Raw genomic sequence first — 16,051 nt, 5'->3', positions numbered from 1 at the left:
ACTAGACGCGCGTCTAGGTCAACGTAGGAAAAATCACATCAGAGGGGGAGAAAAGGTGTTGAGCATCGGAGAAGTGGCCGCACGCACGGGTTTAAGCGTTCACGTCCTGCGCAAATATGAACGGGAAGGCTTGCTGCTCAGTCCAGTTCGTCGCGACGGCGCCGGCCGAAGGCTTTATGATCCCGTCGACGTCGACTGGCTACGCAATTGCGTGCGGCTGCGTGAATCCGACATGCCGTTGGCCGAAATTCGGCGTTACGTCGAATTAGTCAAGTCGGGCAACGGAAATGAGCGCGAACGCGTCGCCATCTTGCAACGCCATCAGGCGCGGCTCCAGGGCCGGCGCAACGCAATCGAGGCTGCGATGTCCTTGATCGATCACAAAATCAAGCTGTATGAAGACCACCTGGAGTCGGGAGCCACAGATGCGCCATGGGCCGAACCCGTGCACGAAGCCGACTGACGGCATCGCGAAGGGCAGCGCTCAGTTCAAGTCTCGGCCCGTCAGTGCCACGCTGAGGTCCCACAGTTCGGCTGCCTTGTCGCGGTCCACCGCATAGGACTTCACCCCGGTGCCGTCCGCTGCAGCCGGGCCCGCAACATCGCAATCCTCGAGGTACAGACCACCGAGGGCGGCCAGCTGCGGGCTGGTCGCCGCCCATAGACCTGTTGCGGCGCCCTGGGACACGGTCTTGAACGTCGGGTCTGCGACGTCGCCGTGCTCGTCAATCCAGCCGCGATCGACCATCTCGGCCGACTCAAGGTGCCGTTGCAACGGAGTCAGGATGGATCCCGGATGCAGAGAAAATGCGTGCACGCCCGTGCCTGCCGCGAGTGAATCAAGGTGCAATGCGAAAAGAATGTTGGCCGTTTTCGCCTGGCCGTAAGCGTCCCACTTGTCATATCCGGTGGTGAAGTGCGGGTCATCCCAACGGATATCCGAAATATGGTGCCCTGCCGACGAATACGCGATCACCCGGGCACTGCCGCGCACCAAGGCCGGCCACAGTTCCGCCACGAATGAGAAGTGGCCGAGGTGATTGACGGCGAACTGACTTTCCCAACCCGGTCCCACTCGCTGCAGGGGAGCGGCCATGATGCCAGCTGCGCCGATGAACAGGTCGATCTGTGGCCACGCATTACGGATGCGCTGCGCGCACACCGATACTGAATCCAGGTCGGAAAGATCAGCGTTGAGCACCGTCACGGCGTCCCCGAGATGGTCGACGGCGCGAGCGGCGACATCGACCCGGCGGGCGGGGACAACGACATGTGCCCCTGCCCGGACTAGATGACTGGTGGTTTCCAAGCCCAGGCCCGAATAGCCGCCAGTGACGACCGCCACAGCGCCGATGAGATCCACACCGGCCATGACGTCATCGCTACTCGATTCATGCCCGAACCCAGAGAGGATCGAGTGCTGTGTGGTGGTTTCAGTCATGCCACCACGCTAGAATCTAGAGTGCCCTCTAGGTCAACCCCGGGGATGAATACTCTTATGACACAGACTTTTACGATCGGTCAAGCAGCAAGGTGCACGGGCCTGAGCATCCACACCCTCAGGTTCTACGAACGCGAAAACCTACTGGTCAGCAACGTCACGCGGACCAGCTCCGGTCGCCGCCGCTACACCCAAACCGACATCGATTGGCTGGCAATCTGCGTACGACTACGCGAATCCGGAATGCCACTTGCCCATCTCGCCGAATTCGCTGCCCTAGTGCGACAAGGGCCAGGTAACGAAGCCCAACGCCTCGAACTACTCCGGAAACACGAAACTCACGTCCGCGCGCAGCTGGCCAACCTCCAGCATTGCCTCGACGTCATCGAGATGAAGGTAGCCATCTACAAAACGCAAGTCGAAGATTCCTCGGCTCGCGGGCTCTGGGACCCCACCATCGCACAGCACGGATAGTTCACGGGAATAGGCCAACCTGCTCGCCGCAAACCTTGGTGAACCGGTCGCCAGCTACGTCGACGTCGCCTTTGCGGGTGCGCCCTGGACCCCGATCCCCAGCGCGCCGCGTCGCCACCACGAACCGGCGCAGTGACATGCGGGATGTCTTGGGGACACACACCGGCCTCTTCAGCCGCGTATCCGTATTCCCAGTGCGCCCTTCGGGGAAACAGGCCTCACGCCAGTCCTCGATGTCGCGGGACCTAACGGGATGAATTTCGGCAATAGCCTCGTCTAAAGGGGCAGGGCAGCGCCCGGTAGGAATGGACATGGCTATGAGACAACATCTGTTGGACATCGAGTGAGACTGGTTGCATCGCAGATGGTCGAAGCATCAACGCTGGACGTGGGGTTTGAGAACCTGCAACCACACCGGGATGGCTGAGGACGCGGTCCAGCTTGGTGACGCAGAATCGACCTGTGCAGTTATCGGCGGCGGTGCGTAGAGCGAGTGTCCGCAACGCTGCTGACCCCGGCCACATTCGGCTGCGCAGCGCGGCGGCAACTACCTGTTCGCTACTGGTCGCAATCGTCGCCATGCTGGCGTTCACGCACGTGGCGGGCCAGCCTGTGACGGTGGCGATGCTCGGCGCGGTGGTCGCGATGCAAGCCTCCGCCGCGGTCAAAGACCGCGACCAGCGCAGCCGCAACATCACCACGGTCCTGCTGTTTTTCCCGGCGATCGGCGCCATGGCCCTGGCGGCATTCCTGGCGCCGCACGGGAAGATCGTCGACGTCGGCTTCGTCGCCGTGCTCTTCGCCGCGGTCTGGGGGCGGCGGTACGGCCCGCGCGGAAACGCGCTGGGGATGGTTGCCTTCATCGCGTACTTCTTCGTCATGTTCCTGCGCACACCCGTGGACCACATTCCGGTGCTGGCCATCGCCGTCGCGGTGGGGCTCGCCGCGTCGCTGTTGGTGCACGTGGTGTTGTTTCCGGAGCGGCCGCGCGTGGAGGCGCGCCGGCTGTTGTCGGCATTGCGGGCCACGTCGCTCTCGACGCTGGATGTAGCCACCAAACGTGGTCAGGTCAGCGTCGACGTCGCCCGGCACCAACTCGACCTACTCGGTGAGACGGCGCTGCTCATCGATGACTGGCTGGACCGGCACGAGGCGGCGAAATCCCTCAGTGTCACCAGTAAAGACTTGGCGCTGCGGGTATTCGAGGCGCAGATCATGCTCGAGCAGGCGGCGTCGTTCCTGTGGTGGCTGGACGAGGACGAGCCATGGCCGGACGGTCTCGTTGATGCGGTTGCGGCACTGCGGATCTGCCTGGACAACAACCCCACTGACGATCAGCTGCGGCGGGCCCGTCGGATGGGTGCGGCAGCGGCGGACAAGGCCGACCTGTCGACATCAGCCGGGGTGGCCACCGTGACTGCCTACCGGGCGATGCAGGCGCACTTGGCAATTCATCACATCACCACCAACGCCCGCGGCATCAGCGACGACGACGTCGCCGCAGCCGCAGCCGCCGCCGCAGCCGCAGCCGCCGCCGCAGTCGACGGCGACGGTCAGGACGCACCGCCCGGCCTGAATCCCAGCACCAAGGCAGCGATTCAGGTCGCCGTGGCAACCAGTGCGGCAACGGTTTTGGGCAACATGGTCTCGCCCGATCGCGGGTATTGGGCGGTGCTGACGGCCTTCCTGGTGTTCACCGGCGTCACCACACGCGGTGAAATCCTGTCGCGCGCAGGCCATCGCATCGTCGGCACCATTGTCGGCGTGGTGGCGGGCGTGCTGCTCGCCGCCGAGATCGGGCGGAATCCGGGACTGCAGATCGTCGTCCTGGTGGTCTGCGTGTTCTTCGCGTTCTATCTGGCGACCGTCGCCTACTTCTGGTTGACCTTCTTCGTGACGGTCTTGCTGGCAATGTTGTATGGGCTACTCGGCAACTTCAGCGCTCAGGTGCTCGAGGTGCGGATCGCCGAAACAGCCGTGGGCAGCCTGGTGGGAATCGCGTCGGCGTACTTCGTCTTCTCCACCAAGACCCGGGCCACGTTCGCCGAAAAGGTCAATGCCTACCTCGACGGGATGGAGCAGGTGATCGACACCGCCGTCACCGCGGTACTCACCGCGGACGCCGCCGACGACCTCGTCGCCGATACCCGCCGGCTGGACAACGCATTGAAGGAAGCCGTCACGGCTGGCAAACCGCTTCAGATGGGCCCGTTCTCGGAACTACGGCATGGGGTCCGGCGCCTGATGCTGGGGTTGCAGGTCGCCAATCGCTCCGCGCACGCTCTGGCTCGCACGGGCGTCGCCGCGTCACATATCGGTCCGGCTCCCGAGGGCGCCGACGAGGCGCTGCACCAAGCGGCCACGCGCACCGGTACCGCGGTGGCCGGGATCCGGAAGCTGATTGCCGGTGACGACGTCACCCCGACAGAAAAGCGCAGCGATGCAGTTCTTTTCGACGTTGGCCTGCCGGAGATGCGGCCAGGACCGGTGCGGGCGGCCATCCGCGCACTCAACGTCATCGACCGTGCCCTGACCGAGGTGACCATTCGGGTGTGATGCCGGCGTGTTGCAGGCCCTCAAAGATCAATTCGTAAAAAAGTGTCCCCTCCTGCGGGACGCGGCGCTCCTACCTGTGTAAGGGGCCAACCAGGGCCCCGATAACATCGAAGGAGCACTTCATGATCGCCGATATCAACCCCCAGCCCGCACCGAAGCCGACGTCTGCGCGTAAGCACCGGCGACTGCTCGCCGCCGCCGGTGTTTCGGCGATGGCCGTCATGGCGGTGAGCCTGTCCGGTGTGGCCTCGGCGGCTACCCCGACAAAGACCAACTGCACTTTCAAGACCGCCAATGGGCACTATGTGACGGCAGTCAATAGCGGCGGGTTGACGGGACTCGGCCAACCATCATTCGACGTAATGCACACGGACGCAGTGCGGGTCGGGACCTGGGAGACTTTTGCGCTCGTCGACGCCGGTGACGGAACCCACTACGGCATCCGAGCCTTTGATGGGCATTACCTGACTGCTGTCGGCGGTGGCGGACGGACCACCGACGTCATCCACTCCGACGCCACGCAGCTGCAGGCGTGGGAGAAGTTCACCGTCACGAAGCTTCCGTCGGCTCCCGGCGGCCAGACGGTGTATTCGATCGGCACCATCGACGGGCACTTCCTCACCGCCGTGGGCGGTGGCGGACGGACCACCGACACCATCCATTCCGATGCGACCGTGGCGAACGGCTGGGAGCAGTTCCACATCCACTGCGGAAGCTGAGCGCACGCCGCGATATCAAGCGGCAGATAGCCGCAGGCCGCAGGTTAGACCTGCGGCCTGCGGTAATCCGTTGTCGCCCAACGCTGTCAGCGCATCCCCTCGACGGTGAACCGCCGACACCACTGCGGGTGTTGGCGGCCACCACCGAGTGGCATCAGGTAAAGGCTGCCCCGTACGAAGCTGCGCCGATCACGAAGGTGAACACCAGGTAGATCACGAGTACCACGGCGCCGGCAATCGCACCCCACGTCGCCCACTTCTTGGCTTCGTCAGCGGCTGCCTGCGCCGCCTGGGGCTGGCCCTGGGCCCACAGACCCGAGACCTGAGTCGCCTTGACGATGGACACGATGCCGAACGGCAGGCAGCAGAAAATGGTGACGAGGATGCCCAGCACCAGGTTGTTGTTGGGTGGTCCGCCTGCGGGCGGGAGGCCGCCGGCCGGCGGCGGAGGGTAGTTCCCTGGCGGTATCTCAGTCATTGCAGCCTTTCTCTGTTTCTGGTCACTACTCGGTAGGAGACCCGTCTGTTGGACGCGGTCAGCATCGACCGTTTCGGGACGCTACGGCGCACCGATTGGAATCCGTTTGGGACGCCTACAGAGCAAGGACACAACAGAGACGCGGCTACCGATCCCAACATTGGAGCGGTGACAGCTGGCTGCGGTTACCGGATGGATTGGACGACCGTCGTCAGTGCAGGCCACTCTTGATGGCCGCGGCCTGCTTCTGCGCGACGTCCTTGACGAAATCGGGCGGTGCGTCGGCGTCCTTGGGACCGTCGAATTCCAGGGTGACGAACGCCTTGCCCTCGGTGAACAGCACGACGGTCACCGATTTGGAGCCGTCGGGCGAGTTCCCCGACACCGTGGTGCCGCCGGTGCCGGCCTCGATCGGCGCAGGTGCACCGCCGACGACATTGGTACCGAGCCCGGCTTTGGCTGCCTCGAGCGCGGCGGTAGCGGCGGCGGGGTCCGGCAGGATCAGGATGGTGTCGCCGACGACGTGGGTGCCGTCGGGGTTGCTGAATGCGGTCGCGACGCCAGGGTTACCGCTGGGGTTCTGCGTCGCTTCGCCCGCGGTGAACACCTCCGGCGCAACCAGATCGGCGCCCTTGATGAGCAACGCGGTGTAGTCGGCGGGCTGGGCCGGAGCAGCGCTGGTCGCCGACGTGCTGGAACTGGACGACGACGATGCAGATTTCGAGGCGGCCGGAGGCGCGGAATCCTTGCTGCAACCGCTCATCGCTGCGACCAGCGCAATACTGGCCGCCACGGCGACCGTCATACGTGCCTTCATCGGATCGGTTTCCTTTCTCCGGGCCGTCAGTTCAACGGACCGTCGGGCATCGGGGCGTTGCAGCGCTCGCGGAAGTCGGCCGCGGGCTGACGCACACCCTGGACCTCAGCCTTCACCTGCGGATTGGCATCCATGTATGCCGTGATCTCGGTGCGCATCTGATCCCGCGTCTTGCCCTTCAGACCGGTGAAGAACGCGTTCACATCGGGGTGGCTGAACAGGTACGACGCGGTGCCCGCGTTCACCCCGGACATCACGTTGGCGAGATCGGCGGCCGTGCAGTCCGGCGGATCAGCGATGGCCGTTGTGGCTGTGCCGATGAACGTCGCACCGGCGATCACACCGGCACCGATGATGTTGCGAATCTTCATGTGGGTTGCTCCTACAGGGTTGTTGGGTTTAGGGGTGATCAGCGACGCGGACCGATACCGCCACCGCCACCACCGCCATTGGGCGGGCGAATCGGGCGGATCGGGACATTGATGTCGATGCCCCAGCCGTCGTCGCAATACCAGGGGTCGGCGCAGTAGGACGGGTAGGCCGGCCCGGCGGACGGCGGCGTCGGCCCGCCGCCGCGGACGTCGCCCTGGGCGCACACGGTGGCGTATCCGGCACCGCTGCAGTCTGCCGACGCCGGCGCGGCAGCGCTGAGACCGACAGGGATGAATGTGAGCGCCAGCCCCAGACTCAAGTAGCGCTGCTTCAGTTGCATGGACTTCTTCTTCCGGACGGCTGGGTCCGCGGTGGTCGGCACGCCGCCGGTGCGCGGAAACCGGTGTCGGCTCAGAGTAATTGGACCGGGCCGAGCAGGAGAGGCAGTTGGCAGTTATTGCGCTCAGATATTGACGATTGCCTCGGACAATTCGCGGGCGGTGTTAGCGTCCGGCGTAGGGCACAAGACGTGAGGAGCCGACATGGGTGAGAGCACGCAGGACTGGACCAAGCCGGCTGCCATGGCGATCCCCAAGGAGGGCTACTTCGAGGAGGTGCGCGGCCGCTACGGCCCGGTGTTCCCGAAGACCCCTGCCTGCTACGGCTTCTCGATCATCGCGAAGGTGAAAGAGGGGCGCGAGGAAGTGGTCCGCGCCTACGGCAAGACCATCGAAGAGACCATCAAGGCCAGCCCGGAAGCTCTGGCGCCGCTGCGCCTGCATTACCTGCGCTGGAATCTGTTCGACGTCGGCTCGGGCCTGCATTTTCAGTACATGGGCATCTTCGACACCGACTTCGACAAGTACACCGAGGATGCGGTGGCGCTCTTCAGCGCGACCGGCGTCACGACGGTGTTCACCAATCTCGAAGGCTTCCCGGAGGATTGGCAGACCAACACCGACGCGTTCATCAAGTTCGTCCGTGACCACCAGCAGCCGAGCTTCCTGGAGTACGGCGAGTACCCCTATGTGACCGCGGACGAGATCAAGAAGGCGCTCCGGTTGAAGGCGGCGTTCTCGACGATGCTCGATCAAATGCAGTAATGCTCGAGTTCGACGACATTCAGCACATCCTGCTGACGCGAACTCCCGCCCTCACCGGCCGCTACGAGTTCCTGACGTTCGACACCTCCGAAGGTGGCCGGGCATGGCTGTCGGAATTGCAGGACAAGGTGCAGTCGGCGGCCGCCGCGAAGGCCTCGATGGACGAGTCCGATCGCTGGGTCACCTTGGCGTTCACCTGGAATGGCCTGCGCGCGCTGGGGGTCCCGGAGGATTCGCTGGCGACCTTCCCCGATGCGTTCCGGGAAGGAATGGCCTCGCGTGCCGGCATTCTGGGGGACACCGGGACGGCAGCCCCGGAGCACTGGGTGGGCGGGCTGGCGGGCGACGATCTGCACGCCATCGCAATCCTGTTCTCCCGCAACGACGAACAGAACGCAAGGTCCATCGCGGCGCACGACGACCTGCTCGCACGGACCGGCGGGGTGCGCAGCCTGTCGTACCTCGACCTCAATGCCACGCCGCCGTTCAACTACGCCCACGATCACTTCGGCTTCCGGGACAGGCTGTCGCAGCCGGTGATGAAGGGCTCGGGGGAGGAGCCGACGCCGGGGTCGGGCGACCCGCTGGCGCCCGGTGAGTTCATCCTCGGATACGACGACGAGAACGGTCCGGTGGTGGATCTGCCGCAGCCCGAGGCGCTTTCGCGCAACGGCAGCTATATGGCGTACCGCAGACTCGAAGAGCACGTCGGGGTTTTTCGGGATTACCTGCGCGCGAACGCCGACACCCCCGAAGGCGAAGAGTTGTTGGCCGCGAAGTTCATGGGCCGGTGGCGCAGCGGCGCCCCGCTGGTGTTGGCGCCGGACCAGGACGACCCCGAGCTGGGCGCGGATCCCATGCGCAACAACGACTTCAACTACAAGGAACAGGATCCGTTCGGCTACGCGTGCCCCCTGGGCTCCCACGCGCGCCGGCTGAATCCCCGCGACACTGCGCACTACATGAATCGCCGCCGGACGATCCGGCGCGGCGCGACGTACGGTCCGGCGCTCCCCGAGGGGGCACCGGACGACGGCGTCGACCGCGGTATCGCGGCGTTCATCATCTGCGCAGATCTGGTGCGCCAGTTCGAGTTTGCGCAGAACGTCTGGATCAACGACAAGGCCTTCCACGAACTCGGCAACGAACACGATCCGATCTGCGGCACGCAGGACGGCACCCTGGACTTCACCGTCCCCAAACGGCCGATCCGCAAGGTGCACAAGGGCCTTCCGGCATTCACGACGATGAAGGGCGGCGCCTACTTCTTCCTGCCGGGCATCGGCGGAATCCGCTACCTGGCGTCGCTGGGGGATTGAGGGCTCGTCGCGGGGGCATGTTTCGCTTTCGGTTGTAGGGGAACCCTCACAGTGACGGCCGTATGCACGGTCGGTGTGAACCTACGATCGGAAAGAGAGCCTCATGGGCGAGAGCGGTCCGGAAGAAGCTGCCAAGGGCGTCGTCGAAGGCATCAAGGGCAAGGTCAAGGCGGTGGTCGGTGCGCTGACCGGTCGCGATGACCTTTTCCGTGAAGGTCAGGCGCAACAGGATAAGGCCGAAGCGCAGCGCGATGCGGCGAAGAAGGAAGCCGAAGCGGAATCGGCCCGGGCTGCGGCCCGTGTGGCAGAAGCGCGTCAGCGGGCCAATCAGTCTGATCAGTAGTTCTGGCATCGGACATAGGCGACCGTCATTCGCCGTGGCCGGCGTTGGGCGCGGCACGGTCTCACAGGGACGTGCCGCGACACGCGCGCGGCACGCCAACGTGCGCGACATGTGATGCAGCCGTAGTCAAAATGTGACGCCTGTAGACCAGTGTGATCAGAGTGGCTTGAGGGCAGTCAGGCCATTCGGTTCGTGGTTGGGAGCGTCCAATGTCTACAGCTCACAGGGTGGAACGCATCGTCGCGCAGGTCGCCGCCGCCGTCACCCGTCGTCCGTCGGACGACCAGGCCTATCGCGCCGAGATGGAGCGCTTGGTCACTCAGCAGGAACTCGCCCTGCTGAGTAAGTAGCCCTCCCGCGCCTCAGCGGAAGACGTTCAGCAGCGTCCGGCAGAGGAACGGCAGGTTCGACAGCGGGATGAACTGCACCAGGGTGCGGCACACGTTGGGTGCCGACGTCTGTCCTGCCTGGCTTCCGCATACCGGCCAAGCGCCGATGCCCTGCGTACGCATGACATTTCGGGCCACCCGGATTTGTTCTCCGCGGCTGGCCGCTGCCGGTGATCCCATGCCGCCGTTGGCGGTCCAGGTGCCCGGGCTGAACTGGAGTCCGCCGTAGAAGCCGTTGCCGGTATTGGCCGACCAGTTGCCGCCCGATTCGCATTGCGCGATGGCGTCCCAGTTGGGTTCGGCGTTGGCCTCGGAGATCGACAACGACAGTTGAGAGATCGCGAGTACGCCGGATATGGCGACCGCACGAACAAATAGGTGCCCGCTCATACCCACCTCGATCCTGTTGTGCGAACGGCCCTATACCGATCGCAAAATGGTTCGCAATTGACGCGTGGTGCTGTCCATACAGACGTTAAGCCTGATAATCAGCTGTGCTAATGGGGTAATTGTTATTCTTCGAGTAAATTTAGTGTTTCTGCATATTTCTGATGCAGAAGAGACGGCACTGACAGTTGTTATCTAGCGTGTCGCTGCAGGTCAGTGAGCTGTTACGGGAGTATTGTTTACCGTGTGGTTATAGGTACGCATGGGGCCTGTGATCCTTTTGTTATTAGTGATTCAGTCGCGCTTAGTGATGCACTTGTTATTGAAGTGATCTGAGTTACCAATACACATTAGAGTTTCCTATGTGACAGCTGTGACTGGTGTGACTAGAGTGAATTCGACGCCAAGTGGTTGCGGGAATGGCCCTGGCGTGTGGCTCGGTCAGCGCGCAGACTTCTCATAGGGCCGAAATTCGGTGTGGTCGACGAATGCCGGGCAAGTGATGACGAGCGCAGAGATCAGGGCAGCACAGTCGTGGCGGATGGCCGCCGGGCTGCTGGTGGCAGCTGTCTGCCTCGGAGTGGGATTTCTGACGGCGCCGACCGCGGCCGCTGATCAGCCGGCCACCTGCCAGAGCCGGCACGTCGACGGTGTCGAAGAGGACGTCTGCGTCGGCATTCCGGGACAGGCCGGTGGCGCCAACCCGCGTGACCTGTATCCGGGCGTCGTGCCCGAACTGTATTTCGGCATCGGCATCGGCTAGGCCGCAAGCTCACGAGCCTCATGCGGTCAGCACAGCGGGCGCACAGCTGGCGCGACCATCATCGAATTCTGTGACGACGACGTTTCTTGCCGACGCCCCGGGCGGCCCTGCCGCCCCGCCGCTCCCACCTGTTGTCGCGCCCAATCACCACGGGCTTTCTCTGCTCTACGGATGGCTGCCCGTCACCATCCAGGTGATCGCCGCGATTGTGCTGATCCTCGCCATCGGCTGGCGCGGTCGCCGGTGGCGGTACCTGTGGCTGCCGGTCTGTGCCGTCCTCGGCATCGCCGCCGCCGCGTGGGCGAACTGGTACACCACATCGCAAGGGCTGGCAGGGAACCCGGCACCGGCGTCCCTGTGGATCTGGGTGGGTCTGTCGGGGCTGGCGCTGGGCGTGCTGGTGCTCGGCTGGCGCGGGTCGAAGTGGTGGCGCCGCGGCGTCGCCGTCCTCGCCGTACCGCTGTGCCTGCTCAGTACCGGCGTCGCCCTCAACGATTGGGTCGGCTACTTCCCGACCGTCCAGACCGCGTGGGGCGAGCTCACCGCCGGCCCGCTCACCGACGAAACCGAGATGTCCAGCGTCACCTCGATGAAGGCCGCCGGCATCGTCCCGTCGCATGGTGCGGTGGTTCAGGTGGACATCCCGGACACCGCGTCGGGCTTCGCGCACCGCACCGAAGTCGTCTATCTGCCGCCCGCGTGGTTCGCGCACAACGCCCCGCCGCTGCCGACGGTAATGATGGTCGCCGGCGAGTTCAACACCCCGGCGGACTGGTTGCGCATCGGCAACGTCGCCAGCCTCTTCGACAACTTCGCGGCCGCACACGGCGGCAACGCGCCGGTATTCGCCTTCGTCGACGCGGGCGGTTCCTTCAACAACGACACCGAGTGCGTCAACGGCCCCCGCGGCAATGTCGCCGATCACCTCACCAAGGACATCCCGCCATATATGGAGTCCACGTTCGGCGTCAGCGCAAAACCGGCCAACTGGGGCGTCGTCGGCTGGTCCATGGGCGGTACCTGTGCGGTGGATCTCACCGTCATGCACCCCGAGATGTTCGGCACATTCGTCGACATCGCCGGGGACATGGGCCCCAACGCGGGTACCAAGGAGCAGACCATCGCCCGGCTCTACGGCGGTAGCGAAGCGCAGTGGGCGACCTTCGATCCCCAAACCGTGATGACCAAACACGGCCCTTATCAAGGTGTTTCGGGCTGGTTCTCCATCTCGTCGGATGCCCCGACCCAGTGGAAAGGGGCCAAAGCGCACCCCGACGCCGTCGGGCTCGGCGGCCGTGACGGCGCCGGCAACCCCGGCGACCAGACCGAGGCAGGAAAGACACTCTGCGCGGTGGGCCGTCAGATGGGGATCGACTGCGCAGTCGTCGCGCAACCCGGAAAGCACGACTGGCCCTTTGCGGTGACGGCGTTCCAGGCCAGCCTGCCGTGGTTGGCCGGACGCGTCGGCACGCCCGGCGTCCCGGTGACCGGGTTCCCGGCGGGATCGGCCGCACCGGCATCGCCCGGTGGCCCCGCCGCGTCGGTCGCAGCCGGACCAACTCCGGCCAAATAGCCCTCGGATGTAACGCCGAGCCCGTCTAAGTAGATGGACTCGGTGAGATCGTTGCGACACAGCAGGGAGTCGATACGCGATGGCTACTCAAACCGATAAAACCGATAACAAGAACATTCAGCAGTCACGTCGTCAGGGGCGGCTCGTAGGAGCGGTCGCTGCCGGCGTGGCGACGACATTGACCGCGCTCACCGTGGGCGCGGCTCCGGTGTCGGCCAAACCGAGCAGCGATTCCGACAGCTCGAGCACCACCACACTGGTGCCCAAGCCGCCCAGGCAGGATTCCTCGTCCTCGGCGCAGGACGGCTCGGGGTCCGGTGGTGGCTACGGGCAGGACGGTGGCCAGCGCGGCCGTAAGCAGCGGGAGCAGACGGCGGAGGCCGAGGCGCCGAGCCGGCCGGCTCCCGCCGACGCCCCGGTCGTCCAGGCCAAGCCGCCGGCCGACCCACCCGCGGCTCCGGTGGCTCCGGTGGCTCCGGTGGTGACCGCCGCCCCGGAGAGCAAGGTGCCGGAGAGCAAGGCACCCGAGAAGACGCCGCAGGCGCCGACCACGACGACGGCTGTCGAGACGCCCGTCGTCGCGGCTCCGCCGTCGCACACGGAAACCCCCGCGCCGACCACCAAGGTCACCAAGGCACAGGAAGTACCTGCTGAACCGACGACGCCGGCGCGTCCGTCGACCGTCGTCGCCGAGCCGGCCCCGTCGGCTCCGTCGGCTCCGTCGGCGACCTCGGTGACGGCGAGCCCGACCACCGCCCTCGCAGATCGCCCGTCGCCGGCCGACGCCGTCCAGCCGGACAAGTCGGACAAGTCGACGGCGCCCACCGATCGCACTGTGGCTGAAGGCAAGCCGCTCGCGGGCGTGGAGGGCCAGTTGGGCGAGCACGCGGGTATCGAGGCCGGCCCCGGCCGGATCGATGCCACCGCCACGGCTTCGGCGACGGTGACCGCCGGATCGTCGAAGTCGGCGTCGCCGTCGACCACTGGGGCTCGCGAAGCCCGCGAGGTCCGGCCGATCGAGCTGCTCAAGCCCGAGACGCTGACCGCCCCGGTCGCGGATATCGCGACCGCAAAGGCAGCCGCTGCGGTCGATGTGAAGCTGCCCGAACCGGCTCCGGTGCACGACGTGGCCGACCTGGCCAAGGTCGTCAAAGTCGCCAACTTCCAGTTCGACAGCCGTGCCGACTGGAACCGCCGCGACAACCGAGACAACCGGGACAACCGGGCTGATTGGGATCGTCACGACGACCGTCCGATGGGCCGGGACTGGGACAACCGGGTCCGGCAGTGGCGGCCCGACTGGGTGCAGTACGACGACTACTACCGCCCGGTGATGTTCAACCCCTACCGTGACCCCGTCCGGGTGGTGTACGTCTACCGCAACCAGCCGCGCATCGTGTACATCCCGCCGCTGCAGCGCATCGTCATGGAGGTCGCCGACCTCGCGGCGTACAGCTTCACCGCGGTCGTGGTGAACGCCGTCAACACCGCCGTCAACGTCGCGGTGGGCAGCTTCTTCGGCGGCGGCTACTACCCGGGCGTCGGGATGCCGCTGCCTCCGCCGCCTCCACCGGTGCTGAGCTACGCGAATGTGCCTGTGCAGGTTCGCTATTCGGACGCGGTCTACCAGCCGTTCCGGGTGCAGCGCATCGTCGATGCGGGTGACGACGTGCAGTACGGCGAACGCCGCGTACTGCTCGACGGCGTCACCCCGGCCTGGGGCCAGTGGACCCAAAGCCCCGCCGGCGAACGGCAATTCGAGGTGCACCGGACCCAGCAGTTCCCGGGCCTCGACGAGCCGCGTGAAGCACCGCTGCCCGGCGACTACAACCTGCAGCTGGTCAACGACCAGAAGGGGTTGGAGAACCCGAACAAGGCGCTGACCATCGCCGCGGTGACCTGCGGCCTGCTGAGCCTGGGTGCGGTCGGTCTGAGCATCTACATCGGGCGCCGGCGCCGCGAGGTTGTCTGACGTTGTCCCCGCGGTCAGTCGCGCTGCTCGAGCCGGCTGCCGCGGGGAAACGTGATCGACATGATGTCGCTGGGACGGGTCAACGTGATGCGGTGCCAGGTCCCGCGCGGCACCACCATCGCGTGCCCCGTCGTCAGTGCGACGCCGGGGTCGTCGCCCTCAGGCGTGCGTAGGTAGAGCCGTACCTCACCGGAGAGGCAGACGACGAGTTCGTCTGCCTCCGTGTGGATTTCCCAGTGATCGGCGTGCACCTCGGCGTCGGTTTCCGCGTGGAACGTCATGACATGCCAGCCCGGCTCTCCGGAGCCGAACCTGCGCTCGGTGGGTGCGACGCGGCCGTCGTCGTACAGGTGCACGAAGGACGCGAAAAGGTCGACTGTGGCGGTCATGCGGACACCGCCCGCGGGTGCGCCGAGTCGGTGGTCAAGCCGCGACGCAGCGCGCCGCTGAGTTCCGCGAGCTGACGCCCCGAGACATCGGCGTCGAGAATCACCTGCGACCCGTGGAACGTGCCGGGCCACTGGTGCAGCTCGACCGAAACGCCGGCCTGCAGCAGCCGGATGCCGAACTCGAGCGCTTCGTCGCGGTTGGGGTCGAACTCCGCGGTCGCGATGTAGGCGGGCGGCAGCCCGGACAAGTCTTCGGCCCTGGCCGGTGCGGCGTACACCGTCGCGGGTCTGCCGTCGAGATAGTGCCGCCAGATCGCGGCGACCTTCGCCCGCGTCATGAAGACGGTGTCGGTGAAGGCTCGGGCCGACCACGTGAGTTGGCGGTCGTCGAGCACTGGTTGGTTGAGCAGTTGGAAGGCGATCCGCGGGCCGCCCTCGTCGCGTGCCCGCAGCGCGGCCGCGGCGGCCAGATTAGCGCCCGCAGAATGACCGCCGACGGCGATGCGGGCGTCGTCGATTCCGAGCGCCGCCGCATTCGCGGCCACCCAGGTCAGCGCCCGATAGACGTCGTCCAACGCTGCGGGGTAAGGGTTTTCGGGGGCGCAGCGATACCCGACGGACACCACGACAGCACTCGTCGCCTGGGCGATGCGAGCGGCCCACGGGTGCTCGGTGTCCAGGTCGCCCATGACGAATCCGCCGCCGCGCAGCCACAGGATTGCGCCGATTGGTTCCGCGGGTTGGTACAGGCGTACCGGAATATCGGGGCCGCCGGGCACCAGCCGGTCGCTGATCTGCAAGCCGGTGGTGTCGGGAGCGGGCACCGCGGCGGACAGCTCGGCGAGCCAGCGGCGGGCGATCACCGGATCGTCCAGCTCGGCTTTCGGGAACAGCGATGTGAAGGGCTGCAACTCGGGGTCCATGGCTACCACGATGATGGTTGGACGCGCCGGCGT

General features: G+C 65.7%; 18 protein-coding genes and 1 pseudogene. 11 read left to right on the top strand and 8 right to left on the bottom strand.

All coding sequences use genetic code 11. The features are described from left to right. The first annotated feature begins 55 nt into the window (after positions 1 to 55). Positions 56 to 463 (top strand): MerR family transcriptional regulator, encoded by a 408-nt coding sequence (locus ACNO8X_RS22040; protein ID WP_418002711.1) that lies wholly within the window; start codon positions 56 to 58, stop codon positions 461 to 463. 21 nt (positions 464 to 484) lie between these two features. On the opposite strand, the gene ACNO8X_RS22035 is transcribed toward ACNO8X_RS22040, so the two are convergent. Further along, positions 485 to 1,441, bottom strand: a complete 957-nt coding sequence (locus ACNO8X_RS22035) for an oxidoreductase (RefSeq protein WP_418002710.1) — start codon at positions 1,439 to 1,441, stop codon at positions 485 to 487. Here ACNO8X_RS22035 and ACNO8X_RS22030 point away from each other — a divergent pair. The 3 genes from ACNO8X_RS22030 to ACNO8X_RS22020 all read left to right on the top strand — a co-directional run bounded on the left by ACNO8X_RS22030 (position 1,394) and on the right by ACNO8X_RS22020 (position 5,190). Next, on the top strand, positions 1,394 to 1,915 hold the full coding sequence (locus ACNO8X_RS22030) for a MerR family transcriptional regulator (protein WP_418002709.1): 522 nt from the start codon (positions 1,394 to 1,396) through the stop codon (positions 1,913 to 1,915). The two genes, ACNO8X_RS22035 and ACNO8X_RS22030, sit on opposite strands and share 48 nt — an antisense overlap. Before the next feature lie 462 nt (positions 1,916 to 2,377). Further along, the gene (locus ACNO8X_RS22025; protein WP_418002708.1) at positions 2,378 to 4,471 is read left to right on the top strand and encodes an FUSC family protein; all 2,094 of its coding nucleotides are present in this window, start codon (positions 2,378 to 2,380) and stop codon (positions 4,469 to 4,471) included. Positions 4,472 to 4,593: 122 nt separating this feature from the next. Next, complete coding sequence (locus tag ACNO8X_RS22020) at positions 4,594 to 5,190, top strand: fascin domain-containing protein (RefSeq protein WP_418002707.1); 597 nt, start codon at positions 4,594 to 4,596, stop codon at positions 5,188 to 5,190. A gap of 154 nt (positions 5,191 to 5,344) precedes the next feature. Here ACNO8X_RS22020 and ACNO8X_RS22015 read toward each other — a convergent pair whose 3' ends face one another. From ACNO8X_RS22015 to ACNO8X_RS22000, 4 genes are all read right to left on the bottom strand, one after another. Continuing rightward, the gene (locus ACNO8X_RS22015) at positions 5,345 to 5,668 is read right to left on the bottom strand and encodes a CD225/dispanin family protein (RefSeq protein WP_043400440.1); all 324 of its coding nucleotides are present in this window, start codon (positions 5,666 to 5,668) and stop codon (positions 5,345 to 5,347) included. A 211-nt stretch (positions 5,669 to 5,879) separates the two neighbouring features. After that, positions 5,880 to 6,485, bottom strand: coding sequence for a hypothetical protein (locus ACNO8X_RS22010; protein ID WP_418002706.1), 606 nt, complete (start codon positions 6,483 to 6,485; stop codon positions 5,880 to 5,882). A gap of 26 nt (positions 6,486 to 6,511) precedes the next feature. Then, a complete protein-coding gene (locus ACNO8X_RS22005; RefSeq protein ID WP_043400445.1) occupies positions 6,512 to 6,856 on the bottom strand; it encodes a heme-binding protein in 345 nt (114 codons plus the stop codon). Positions 6,857 to 6,894: 38 nt separating this feature from the next. Next, positions 6,895 to 7,197, bottom strand: a complete 303-nt coding sequence (locus ACNO8X_RS22000; RefSeq protein ID WP_418002705.1) for a hypothetical protein — start codon at positions 7,195 to 7,197, stop codon at positions 6,895 to 6,897. Positions 7,198 to 7,399: 202 nt separating this feature from the next. Between ACNO8X_RS22000 and ACNO8X_RS21995 the strand changes: the two genes are divergently transcribed. The 4 genes from ACNO8X_RS21995 (at position 7,400) to ACNO8X_RS21980 (ending at position 9,972) form a co-directional block, all read left to right on the top strand. Then, entirely contained in the window at positions 7,400 to 7,960 is a 561-nt protein-coding gene (locus ACNO8X_RS21995; RefSeq protein WP_418002704.1) for a hypothetical protein, read from the top strand. Further along, positions 7,960 to 9,279, top strand: coding sequence for a Dyp-type peroxidase (locus tag ACNO8X_RS21990; RefSeq protein WP_418002703.1), 1,320 nt, complete (start codon positions 7,960 to 7,962; stop codon positions 9,277 to 9,279). The genes ACNO8X_RS21995 and ACNO8X_RS21990 overlap by 1 nt, the downstream gene beginning before the upstream one ends. Before the next feature lie 103 nt (positions 9,280 to 9,382). Then, positions 9,383 to 9,622 (top strand): CsbD family protein, encoded by a 240-nt coding sequence (locus ACNO8X_RS21985; RefSeq protein ID WP_071286898.1) that lies wholly within the window; start codon positions 9,383 to 9,385, stop codon positions 9,620 to 9,622. A gap of 209 nt (positions 9,623 to 9,831) precedes the next feature. After that, positions 9,832 to 9,972, top strand: a complete 141-nt coding sequence (locus ACNO8X_RS21980) for a hypothetical protein (protein WP_157850361.1) — start codon at positions 9,832 to 9,834, stop codon at positions 9,970 to 9,972. Positions 9,973 to 9,984: 12 nt separating this feature from the next. Here the strand turns inward: ACNO8X_RS21980 and ACNO8X_RS21975 are convergent. After that, a pseudogene (locus ACNO8X_RS21975) lies at positions 9,985 to 10,305 on the bottom strand (transglycosylase family protein); the annotation flags it as partial. Between the two features lie 595 nt (positions 10,306 to 10,900). On the opposite strand from ACNO8X_RS21975, the gene ACNO8X_RS21970 reads away from it, so the two are divergent. The 3 genes from ACNO8X_RS21970 to ACNO8X_RS21960 all read left to right on the top strand — a co-directional run bounded on the left by ACNO8X_RS21970 (position 10,901) and on the right by ACNO8X_RS21960 (position 14,706). After that, positions 10,901 to 11,161, top strand: a complete 261-nt coding sequence (locus ACNO8X_RS21970) for a hypothetical protein (RefSeq protein ID WP_418002702.1) — start codon at positions 10,901 to 10,903, stop codon at positions 11,159 to 11,161. A gap of 70 nt (positions 11,162 to 11,231) precedes the next feature. Continuing rightward, on the top strand, positions 11,232 to 12,734 hold the full coding sequence (locus ACNO8X_RS21965) for an alpha/beta hydrolase-fold protein (RefSeq protein WP_418002701.1): 1,503 nt from the start codon (positions 11,232 to 11,234) through the stop codon (positions 12,732 to 12,734). A gap of 166 nt (positions 12,735 to 12,900) precedes the next feature. After that, complete coding sequence (locus ACNO8X_RS21960) at positions 12,901 to 14,706, top strand: hypothetical protein (protein ID WP_418002700.1); 1,806 nt, start codon at positions 12,901 to 12,903, stop codon at positions 14,704 to 14,706. 14 nt (positions 14,707 to 14,720) lie between these two features. On the opposite strand, the gene ACNO8X_RS21955 is transcribed toward ACNO8X_RS21960, so the two are convergent. Together ACNO8X_RS21955 and ACNO8X_RS21950 are read right to left on the bottom strand one after the other, a co-directional pair. Then, a complete protein-coding gene (locus ACNO8X_RS21955; RefSeq protein WP_418002699.1) occupies positions 14,721 to 15,095 on the bottom strand; it encodes a cupin domain-containing protein in 375 nt (124 codons plus the stop codon). Continuing rightward, positions 15,092 to 16,018, bottom strand: a complete 927-nt coding sequence (locus ACNO8X_RS21950; protein WP_418002698.1) for an alpha/beta hydrolase — start codon at positions 16,016 to 16,018, stop codon at positions 15,092 to 15,094. Before ACNO8X_RS21950 ends, ACNO8X_RS21955 begins: the two co-directional genes overlap by 4 nt. Positions 16,019 to 16,051 lie beyond the last annotated feature (33 nt).

The sequence above is a fragment of the Mycobacterium sp. PDNC021 genome (assembly GCF_048282635.1).
In the GTDB taxonomy this organism is placed as follows: Bacteria; Actinomycetota; Actinomycetes; order Mycobacteriales; family Mycobacteriaceae; genus Mycobacterium; species Mycobacterium llatzerense.
This window is presented reverse-complemented; position numbering and strand designations above follow the sequence as displayed.